Source organism: Actinoplanes sp. NPDC020271 (assembly GCF_044388125.1).
GTDB lineage: Bacteria > Actinomycetota > Actinomycetes > Mycobacteriales > Micromonosporaceae > Actinoplanes.
Genome location: NZ_JBIRWQ010000061.1, coordinates 1 through 9,996 on the forward strand (window position 1 = coordinate 1; position 9,996 = coordinate 9,996).

At 71.3% G+C, this 9,996-nt stretch carries 10 protein-coding genes; 9 read left to right on the forward strand and 1 reads right to left on the reverse strand.

Translation table 11 applies throughout. The features are described from left to right. The first annotated feature begins 117 nt into the window (after positions 1–117). From ACH442_RS47380 to ACH442_RS47400, 5 genes are all read left to right on the forward strand, one after another. Positions 118–1,077: an Lrp/AsnC family transcriptional regulator gene (locus ACH442_RS47380; RefSeq protein WP_396344800.1), complete on the forward strand. Its 960-nt coding sequence runs from the start codon at positions 118–120 to the stop codon at positions 1,075–1,077. A 147-nt stretch (positions 1,078–1,224) separates the two neighbouring features. Continuing rightward, positions 1,225–2,742 (forward strand): MFS transporter, encoded by a 1,518-nt coding sequence (locus ACH442_RS47385; RefSeq protein WP_396344801.1) that lies wholly within the window; start codon positions 1,225–1,227, stop codon positions 2,740–2,742. A 68-nt stretch (positions 2,743–2,810) separates the two neighbouring features. Beyond that, positions 2,811–4,379: a methyl-accepting chemotaxis protein gene (locus ACH442_RS47390; RefSeq protein WP_396344802.1), complete on the forward strand. Its 1,569-nt coding sequence runs from the start codon at positions 2,811–2,813 to the stop codon at positions 4,377–4,379. Positions 4,380–4,421: 42 nt separating this feature from the next. After that, on the forward strand, positions 4,422–4,706 hold the full coding sequence (locus ACH442_RS47395; RefSeq protein ID WP_396344803.1) for a hypothetical protein: 285 nt from the start codon (positions 4,422–4,424) through the stop codon (positions 4,704–4,706). A 1-nt stretch (position 4,707) separates the two neighbouring features. Further along, complete coding sequence (locus ACH442_RS47400) at positions 4,708–5,226, forward strand: GAF domain-containing protein (protein WP_396344804.1); 519 nt, start codon at positions 4,708–4,710, stop codon at positions 5,224–5,226. Here the strand turns inward: ACH442_RS47400 and ACH442_RS47405 are convergent. Then, a complete protein-coding gene (locus tag ACH442_RS47405) occupies positions 5,203–6,153 on the reverse strand; it encodes an SDR family NAD(P)-dependent oxidoreductase (RefSeq protein ID WP_396344805.1) in 951 nt (316 codons plus the stop codon). The genes ACH442_RS47400 and ACH442_RS47405 overlap by 24 nt on opposite strands. 167 nt (positions 6,154–6,320) lie before the next feature. Between ACH442_RS47405 and ACH442_RS47410 the strand changes: the two genes are divergently transcribed. From ACH442_RS47410 to ACH442_RS47425, 4 genes are all read left to right on the forward strand, one after another. Continuing rightward, on the forward strand, positions 6,321–6,479 hold the full coding sequence (locus tag ACH442_RS47410) for a hypothetical protein (protein ID WP_396344806.1): 159 nt from the start codon (positions 6,321–6,323) through the stop codon (positions 6,477–6,479). Positions 6,480–6,526: 47 nt separating this feature from the next. Beyond that, the gene (locus tag ACH442_RS47415) at positions 6,527–8,743 is read left to right on the forward strand and encodes a putative bifunctional diguanylate cyclase/phosphodiesterase (protein WP_396344807.1); all 2,217 of its coding nucleotides are present in this window, start codon (positions 6,527–6,529) and stop codon (positions 8,741–8,743) included. Positions 8,744–8,837: 94 nt separating this feature from the next. Beyond that, positions 8,838–9,149, forward strand: coding sequence for a hypothetical protein (locus ACH442_RS47420; RefSeq protein ID WP_396344808.1), 312 nt, complete (start codon positions 8,838–8,840; stop codon positions 9,147–9,149). Beyond that, the gene (locus ACH442_RS47425) at positions 9,136–9,648 is read left to right on the forward strand and encodes a GAF domain-containing protein (protein ID WP_396344809.1); all 513 of its coding nucleotides are present in this window, start codon (positions 9,136–9,138) and stop codon (positions 9,646–9,648) included. Before ACH442_RS47420 ends, ACH442_RS47425 begins: the two co-directional genes overlap by 14 nt. Positions 9,649–9,996 lie beyond the last annotated feature (348 nt).

The following is a 9,996-nucleotide window of genomic DNA, read 5'->3' on the forward strand; positions in this document are numbered from 1 at the left end:
TCGTCTGCAACGTCCTCATCAGCCCCATCGCCAACTGGCCGCATCAAAGCCCCGGACCGTCAACCCCCGAAGGACTTACGAACTGAAGCACTAAGCTCCGATGCCGGAGGTGCTGCCGTGCTCGACGAGATCGACCGTGCCTTGGTGCACGCGCTGCACCTGGACGGGCGGGTGCCGTTCAGCCGGGTCGGCGCGGTACTGGGGGTGTCACCGCAGACCATCGCCCGGCGCTACCAGCGTCTGCGGACCGGGTCGTCGCTGCGGGTCGTCGGCCTGCCACGGCTCGAAGCGACCGGCGGCGCGCAGTGGATGCTCCGGCTGGTGGCCAGCCCGGCAAGCGCGCAGAACCTCGCTCACGCCCTGGTCCGCCGGCCGGACACGTCGTGGGTGTATCTGACCTCGGGCGGCACCGAGATCGTCGCGCTGGTGCAGGCCGACCCGGACGTCGCGGACCACTCGCTGCTGCTGCGCGACATCCCGCGCCGCTCGGGTATCACCCAGGTGTCGGCGCACCTGCTGCTGCGCACGTATCGCGGCGGGCCGTCGGTGTGGCCGGGCATGGCCGACGCGCTGACCCCCGAGCAGCAGGAGCAGCTGCGTGGCCCGCAGGCACGGGCCGATGGCGTCGACGGCCGTCTCGAGGAGATCGATCGCCGGTTGCTGGCCGCGCTGGCACGCGACGGCCGGGCCACCCACACCGAACTGGGGGCGGCCGCCGGTTGTACGCCGGTGACCGCGGCCCGGCGCCTGGCCGAGCTGCGCGAGCGGGGTGCCGTCTACTTCGACGTCGAGTTCGAGACCTCGCAACTGGGCGCCCGCACGAAAGCTCTGTTGTGGATGTCGGTGCCACCGGCCCGGCTGGCGCACGTGGCCGCCACCCTGGCCGGCCATCGGGAGCTGGCGTTCGTCGCCGTGACCACGGGCCGCACGAATCTGGTCGCCAACGCGCTCTGCGACGGCCCGGCCGATCTCCATGACTACCTCACTGTCCGGCTGGGCGAGCTGGAGGCCATCCAGGCGATCGAGTCGGCTCCGGTGCTGCGCACGCTCAAGGCGTCCAGCCCGATGGGACGGTGATGGACGATTATTCGCCCGTAGCTCGCTCGGATGGAGCTTTCTGACAACCACTGAGCAAATGTACGAGCCCTGATTCGCAGGCCCGGCACAGTTCTCCCGACGGCCGGGGTCGCACAGGATCCCGCGTATCCCGCGCGAGGAGGACTGATGACGACCACCCGGGTGCAACCGGAGTCGCCGTACCGGTGGCGATGGCCGGCGTTGATCGCACTGCTGGTCGCCGAGGCGATGAACCTGCTGGACGCCACGATCGTCACGGTGGCCGCGCCCGTCATCCACGATCGGCTCGGCGGGTCGGCCGCCGACATCCAGTGGTACACCGCCGCTTACACCCTGTCGTTCTCGGTGCTGCTGATCGCCGGTGGCCGGCTCGGTGACATCTACCGCCGCCGGGCTGTCTTCCAGGTCGGCGTGGCCGGCTTCCTGGTCACTTCGGTGGCGTGCGCGCTCGCCCCGTCGACCGGCGCGCTGATCGCCGCCCGGGTGGTCCAGGGCGCGATGGCCGCCCTGGCCATCCCGCAGACGATCGGCATGATCAAGGAAATGTTCGCCGGCCCGGAGATGTCCCGGGCGATGGGCAGCATCGGCCCGGTGATGGGTCTCGCCGCGGTGTGCGGCCCGATCGCGGGCGGGGTGCTGACGCACGCCGACCTGTTCGGCATGTCCTGGCGGTCCGTGTTCCTGGTCAACGCGCCGCTCGGGCTGGCCGTTCTGGCCGTCTCCCCGCTGCTGCGCGAGCCCGTACCGACGCGGCGGCCGTCCCTGGACCTGGCCGGGAACGCCCTGGCCGTCGCCGGGTCGGCGCTGGTGGTCCATCCGCTGATCCAGGGCAGCTCGTCCGGCTGGCGGTGGTGGAGCTGGCTTTCGATCGCCGGCGGTGTCGCCGTGCTCGCGATTCTGGTGTGGCACCAGCGGCGGCGCGACCGCCGTCGGCGGAGTGCCCTGGTCGAGGTGAGCCTGTTCGCCAACCCGGGCTTTCCGGCCGCCCTGGCCACGTCGGTGCTGTTCTTCGCGGTCGTCAACGGGCTCACCCTCGTCGTGGTCCTGCACCTGCAGCTGGGTCTGGGCCTGGACGTGCTGCCCGCCGGCTTGTCGTTGCTGCCCTGGTCGGCGGCGATGGCGGTGGCATCCTGGGTGGCCGGCACCCGACTGGTCCCCCGCTATGGCGCCCGGGTGATGTACGCGGGCCTGGTCGCTCTGTCCGCCGGGACCGTCCTGGCCGCGACGATCTACCAGTTCGGATCCGCCGGCGCCTTCCCGCGCCTGGTGCTCGCCGGCTTCGTGGTGCTCGGCGCCGGGCAGGGCCTGTTCGCGGTGCCGTTCTTCACCACCGCGTTGCACCGGGTGCACCCGCAGGAGACCGGCTCGGCCGCGGGCCTGCTCAACGCGGTCCAGCAACTGGGCGCCACGCTGGGCACGGCGGTGCTCGGCACGGTGTTCCTGCGGATCACCGCCGCTAGCACAGCGTCGCACGGCATCCGGGACGCCTTCTGGGTCGCGGCCGGCCTGCTGCTGGTGACCGGTGTCGCCACTCGTCGCATGCTTCGGCATGAAGCGGCCACTCAGGGTTGCAGCCGGGGTGCCGAACGTATGGGGGTGGGCGAGCAAAACGATGCGCCGCCGCCCACGACAGGTGCCCGTGACCAGAGAGAAAAGAGGGCATGATGGGGGCGACGACGTTTGCTGCGGGTCCCGCGGCCAGGTCCGGGCCGGGACGCCACGCCCTCGCGGACGTGGGCGTCCGGACGAAGATACTGACCGCGATTCTCCTGGCCGCCGCGGTCGCGCTGGTGGTCGGCGTCGTGGGTCTGCGGGCGTTGAGCGCGTCGAGCGCCGCCGCCAACAAGATCTACAGCAGTAACGTCGCCAGCGTCGACGCGGTCGGTGATCTGAAGGCGGTGCTGTCTCAGGCCCGTGTCGATCTGGCCAACCAGGCGATCTCCCAGGACGCCCCGACGATCGCGAAGTACACTCAGTCCTTCACCGACGACCTCGACGCGGTCACGGCGGCACTGGCCGCGTACCGGGCCAGCAACCCGGCCGGCGATCCGAAGGTCGTGGCCGACCTCGAGTCGACCTACCAGAGCTGGGCCGAGGTCGCCCGGACCACGCAACTGCCGGCCGGCGCCCGTAACGACCTGAAGGCCTGGCAGAACACCCGCGACACGGTCATCCGCCCGATGCTCGTGGAGATGGGCAAGGACCTGCAGAACCTCGCCGACGCCGAGGCGGCGGATGCGGCCAGGTCCGCGGCGGACGCGGAGTCGAAGTACAAGTCCGCCCGGCTGCTGTCGATCATTCTGCTCGTCGCCGGGCTCGGGATCGCGCTGGCCCTGGGTTCTCTGATCGCGCAGAGCATCGTGCGCGCACTGCACAAGGTCAAAGCGGTGTGCGACAGCCTCGCCGCGGGGGACCTGACCCGCACCGCCGGCCTCACCTCCCGCGACGAACCGGGCCTGATGGCCGCCTCCCTGGACACCGCGGTCGGCAAGTTGCGGGAGACCGTGACCACGATCGGCGGTTCCGCGGCCACCCTGTCAGCGGCCTCGGAGGAGTTGTCGGCGGTCAGTTCGCAGCTGCAGGCGGGTGCCTCGGACGCGGCCGAGCGGGCGACCTTCGCCAGCGCCGCGACCGAGGAGGTCAACACCGGCGTACAGTCGATCGCCGCGGGGGCCGAGGAGATGAGCGCCTCGATCACCGAGATCGCCAGCAACGCCGCGCAGGCAGCGGAGGTGTCACGGCAGGGCCTCGCCGCCGCCGAGCGCACCAACGCCCAGGTGGCGGAGCTGGGCACGGCCAGTGCCGAGGTCGGCGACGTGGTCCGGCTGATCACCAGCATCGCCGAGCAGACGAATCTGCTCGCGCTCAACGCCACCATCGAGGCGGCCCGCGCCGGGGAGCTCGGCAAGGGCTTCGCGGTGGTCGCCGGTGAGGTCAAGGAACTGGCGCAGCAGACCTCCAAGGCGACCGAGGAGATCACTGCCCGGATCGCCGCGATCCAGGCGTCCAGCGATGCGGCGGGGCGCGCGATCGGCGAGATCACCACCGTGATCGCCCAGATCGGCGACTACACCACCACCATCGCCTCGGCGGTGGAGGAACAGACCGCGACCACCAGCGAGATGAGCCGGTCCGTCGCCGAGTCCGCGACCAGCAGCGGTGACGTGGCCCGCACCGTCTCCGGTGTCGCCGAGGTCGCCGCGGCCACCGCGGACGGCGCGAAGGCCACGCAGCAGGCCGCCGGCGACCTGACGCGGCTCGCGGCCGAGCTGACCACGCTGGTCAACGGCTTCCGTCACTGAGCGTCACCACAGGTCTGCCCGCCACCGTTGTCAGGAGCCCCCGTGCCCGAGACCGATTCTCGCCCCTACGGACTGCAACGCCCCACCGTGCAGGACGCCCGTGACGCCCTGCACCGGGTGCACGGCCCGGGCGGCCCCGCGGTGTGGGCCGGGCTTCTCACCGCCGCCGGGATCAAGGCCGGCGACACGAGCGACAGCGCAGTCCTCCACATCGTCGAAGCGATGGCGCAGCTGGACCCGGTCAGCCGGCTCTGCGCCCAGGCTCTGCGCATCCGGCTCTCCTCGCACACCCATCTGGGCGCGGCCCACACTCTCACCAGGAGCTGACGTGAACACCTTCGCTCTCCCCGAGCTGTTCGACCGTCTCGGCACGCCGGAGCGTATGCGGCAACTGGCCGGCTACGACCTGTTCGCTCCCGGGCTGTCGGACCGCCTCAACGCCATCGCCGCTCGAACCGCCCAGCGCCTCGACGCACCGGTCTCGCTGGTCTCGGTGATCCTCGACAGCTCGCAGTGGATCGTCGGCGGATACGGTATCCAGGGCTGGGTCGCCGACGTCCAGGGCACTCCGGCCGAATGGGCGCTGTGCACCCACACCGTGCTGACCGGCCGGCCCTACTGTGTGGCCAGCGCCGCCGAGTCGGAGCATGCCGACAATCCGTTGGTACGGATGACCGGCCTGCGCAGTTACGCCGGGATGCCGCTGCAGGACGGCAGCGGCCACACCCTGGGGGCCCACTGCGTCATGGACGTCGGCACACGTGTCTTCCATGACGACGAGCTCGCCGTCCTGCGCGACGGCGCGGACGAGATCATGACGGTCCTAGCCGGGGTTCGTCAGGCCTGACCGGGTCAGCGGAGGCGTCGCCGGCGCGATGTCGGCTCCGGCGATCGCCGCGGAACGCGACCACAGCCGTCGCGCGAGGTCTCGGTCGGTGGCCGAGCCGGCAAGTTTCTCGAACGTAGGCCGCGCCGGCCGGAAGGGCCGGCCCGGGCCGATGTGGACGCCGGCCGGAGCGGCAGGTTCGGTGGCGGCGTAGAGGATCGGAGCGACGGCTTCGTCGACGGGACGGCGCAGGAAGAGTCCGAGTACCGCGCCGACCAGCCGGTCCAGCGGCGGCGCCTCCCGGTCGAGTTGAGTCTTGGCCATGCCGGGGTGGGCGAGCAGGCTGCGCACCGGCGATCCGGCCGCGCGCAACCGGCGGTCCAATTCCAGGGCGAACAGTACGTTGGCCAGCTTGGATCGGGCGTAGGCGCGCCCGGGTGAGTAGCCGTGCTCGGCCGCGAAGTCGTCGGGGTCGAGCTGCCCCAGCCGGTAGAGGCTGGAACCGACGGTGACCACGACGGAGTTGCGTCCCGCACTCAGCCGGTCCAGCAGCAGGGCGGTGAGGGCGAAGTGGCCGAGGTGGTTGGTGGCCAGCTGACTTTCGACGCCTTGCGGGCTGAGTCGCCGCGGCACGTTGCCGATGCCGCCGTTGTTGATCAGCGCGTCGATGGTGACGGCGTCGGCCCGCAGCCGGTCGGCGAAGGCGTGCACGTTGGCGAGGTCGAGTAGGTCCACGTGACGGATCTGCAGGTCCGCGGCCGGATGGTCGGCGATCAGCCGGTCGCGGACGTGTTCGGCCTTCTCCGTGTCGCGGACCGCCATGATCACCCGTCCGCCGTGTGCGGCGAGGTGGCGGGTGATGGCCGCGCCGAGGCCACTGCTGGCGCCGGTGACGACGAACGTACGCCCGGTCTGGTCGGTCAGGGCCCAGTCTGCGGCGTGTTTCATGAAGCCTCCAACGCTAAACGGATTACCTATCCGCATGGAGCGTAGCCTAAGCGGATTGATAATCCGCTTACCGGAGGCCGAGATCATCCGCGGCGCATACGAACACCACGCACGGGGTACACACCGCCCGCGACCCGGCGGTGTGCCGGCGCGGAAGGAGTCCCGCCATGCGTACGCTGCTCGTCACCCTCGGTGTTGTCGCCGTGGTGCTGATCGTGCTGGGTCTGCTCCTCAAGGCGCTGAAGTGGCTGCTGATCATCGGTATCGTGGCGCTGATCGCGTCGGTCGTCCTCGGCGTGGTGAAAGGCCGGCGCGCTCTGCGCTGACCGGGGCTGTTGCTCAACTGCGTGCCGTCGTCGCCGATTAGGCGATCGTGCCCGCACCGCGCATCGACGACCTGGAAGCCGACTTCTGGACTCGCCAGATCCGGCTCGGTGCGGTCATCGCGACGGTCGTCACCCTGCTCGGCGTCGCCGAGGTGCTGGTCAACTGGGCACCGGGGCAACGGTGGTGGGCCGTGCCGATGGCTGCCGCCGCCGGGACGCAGGCGCTGGTCGGCGCGCTGCCCTGGCGCCGGTGGATCCACCACCGGCGGGTCCGGCTGTGGCTGGTCCTGTGGTGGGTGCTGGAGATCCCCGTTCTGGTGGCGTTCGCCCTCAACGATCCCACCGGGCTGGTGCTGTACCTGCCGTGCGCGATGCTGATCGTCGTGATGGCCGCGGCCCTGTACTCCGCGACCGTCGTGGTCGGCCTGGGCACACTGGTGCTGGCCGGCTTCCTGATGCTGCTGACCGACGCCACCACGGTGCTGGTCGTCGGGATGACCGCGGTGCTGGTCAGCGTGGTGACGGTCAGCGCGATCATGGCCCACAACCGGCGCCGGCTGGACAACCGGCGCCGCGCGGCCGAGCGGCGTACCGAGGCCCTGCTGCAGAACTCGCCGGAGATGGTGATCTGCCTCGGCCGGGACGGTGACGTCCGGTACGCCAGCCCGTCGATGCAGACCGTGCTGGGTCATCCCGCGGCCGCCGTCAACGGCGCCATGCTCGGCGCCCTGGTCCACCCCCGGGACCTCGACCGGATCCGCGACTGGATCACCGCGCTGCGCTCCTCGGCGCCCGCGACCACCGCGGAGGCCGAGGCCCGGCTGCGTCGCGCGGACGGCTCCTGGGTGGTCGTCGACATCATCGGCACGAACTGCCTGTACGACGCCGACCTGCAGGCCCTGGTCATCAGCATGCGCGACATCGCGACCCGCAAGGCGCTGGAGGAGCAGCTCAGCCGGCAGGCGTTCACCGACCCGCTCACCGGGCTGTCGAACCGGGCGCTGTTCGGCGACCGGCTTCAGCACGCCACCGCCCGGCGCGGGGCGCAGGTCACGGTCGTCCTCGTCGACCTGGACAATTTCAAGGACGTCAACGACAACCTCGGGCACAGCGCCGGCGACGACCTGCTCACCACGATCGCCGGGCGGCTTCGCGACACCGTCGGCCCCGCCGACACCCTGGCCCGCCTCGGTGGCGACGAGTTCGCGGTCCTGATCGAGGACCTCGACGGACGCGACCCCGGCACCTTCGCCGAACAACTGCTGCAGCAGATCCGCCGGACGATCCGGCTGGCCAGCCGCGACCTGCACTGCACGGCCAGCATCGGGGTCGCGGCCGGCGACGCCGGGGACCTCACCGGCGAGGAACTGCTGCGCAACGCCGACCTGGCCATGTACGCCGCCAAACGGCAGGGCCGCAACGCGTACGCGCTGTTCGAGCCGGCCATGTACGCCAGCGTCATCCACGAGGCGCAGCAACGCCTCGAGATCGAGCACGCTCTGGCCGGTGAGCAGTTCGTCGTGCACTACCAGCCGGTGGTCGACCTGCGCACCGAGCGGCTGATCGGCGTGGAGGCCCTGGTCCGCTGGCAGCACCCGGTACGCGGGCTGCTCGGTCCCCAGGAGTTCATCGACAACACCGAGGCCAGCGGCCTGATCGTGCCGCTCGGCCGGTGGGTGCTGCAACAGGCCTGCCGGCAACTCGCCCGATGGCAGCAGATGCCCGGATGGCACCAGCTGACGATGAACGTCAACCTGTCGGCCCGCCAGTTCCAGTATCCGGGCCTGGTCGCCGACGTGCGGGAGGTGATCGAGGAAGCCGGCATCGAGGCCCGCTGCCTCACCCTCGAACTCACCGAGTCGATCCTCCTGGAGGACGTCGACGCGGCCGTCGAGACCCTGCGGACGCTGCGTGAGCTGGGCGTGCACCTGGCGATCGACGACTTCGGCACCGGGTATTCGTCGCTGAACTACCTGAAACTCCTGCCCGTGGACATCCTCAAGATCGATCGCGCGTTCATCTCGCACGTCGCCACCGACGCCGACGACCGGGCCCTCGTCGACGCGGTGGTCACCATGGCGCGGGCGCTGCGCCTGCGCACCGTCGCCGAGGGCATCGAGACCGACGACCAGCGGGAGATGCTGCGCCGGCTCGGATGCGACCACGGCCAGGGCTTCCTGTTCGGGCGGCCGGTCGAACCGGCTTCCATCGTCGCCACGCTGGTGGACCCCGCGTCCACGGCACCTGAACCGAGCGCCGCCTGAACCGCCGCCACGAGGGTATTCCTCAGAGTGTCACCCACACCGGCCGATACATCCGATGGGCGGCGCCATCACATCCGGCCGACGAAAGGCAGCGATGATCGAGCAGGCTGTGGAGACGGCACCGCCGTCGCATTCGCTGACCAGGCCGACCCTGGAGACGGCCCGGGTCGCCCTGCAGGGTTTCTACGGGCCGCACGCCGACGACACGTGGCGCACCCTGTTGTTCCGGGCCGGGCTCCACGGCGACGAGACGGACCCGGCCGCGCTGCACCGTCTCCTCGGGACCATGCAGGTGGCCGAGCCGCTCATCCAGTTGTGCGGGCGCGGCGTCGCCCTCCGGCTGGCGGCCTACGAACGTCTCGTCCGCGACCAGAACCCATCGCGAGGAACCCATGAGCAACAGTGACGACAGCCGTGCGCGGGACCGGCTGGCGGTCATGGCCGGCATCGACGTGGACAACCCCGAGCTGCGCAGGCGGCTGGACGCGATCTCGGCCCGCACCGCCGAACGACTCCACCAGCCGGTGAGCCTGGTCAGCATGGTGCTGGACACGGCGCAGTTCTTCCCCGGCTCGCACGGCCTGGACGGTTGGCTCGCCGAGTTGCACGGCACCCCGGGCGAATGGTCGTTCTGCGCGACCGCGGTGCGGACGGGACGCGCGTACGTGGTTCCCGACGCGACGATCGATCCCGACCAGGCCACGAACCCGCTGGTGACCGTCGACGGGGTGCGCAGCTACGCGGGGGTCCCGGTCATCGTCGACGGTCACGTCATGGGCGCGCACTGTGTGCTCGGTTTCGATCAGCACACGTTCACCCCGGCCGACCTCGCGGAGCTGCAGGACGGCGCGGCGGAGATCGGCGAGCTGCTGCAGTCGTACCGCCGGGGCGACACACCGGCTTGAGTGCCGTGCCGCGGCACCGCGGGATCCGGCCGGCGGTGATGGGGCTGGGCGGGTGATTCGCATCCGCTTCGGCGAGGCGACGATCGACCGTACCCGGATCGCGGTCAGCCCGTTGCTCGAGCTGACCAGCGGCCTGGAGTCGGTGCACCGCGATCGGGCTGGTCTGGGGGGCCGGGCCACAGCGGATGTCCTGCGCGTGCTGCTGCGCGACCCGCCCGTGGTCGTCCTCGACGAGGCGACCGCCGAGGCCGGCAGCGGGGGGGGGGGGGGGGGGGGGGGGGGGGGGGGGGCGGGGCCGGGGGGGGGGGGGGGGGGGGGGGGGGGGGGGGGGGGGGGGGGGGGGGGGGG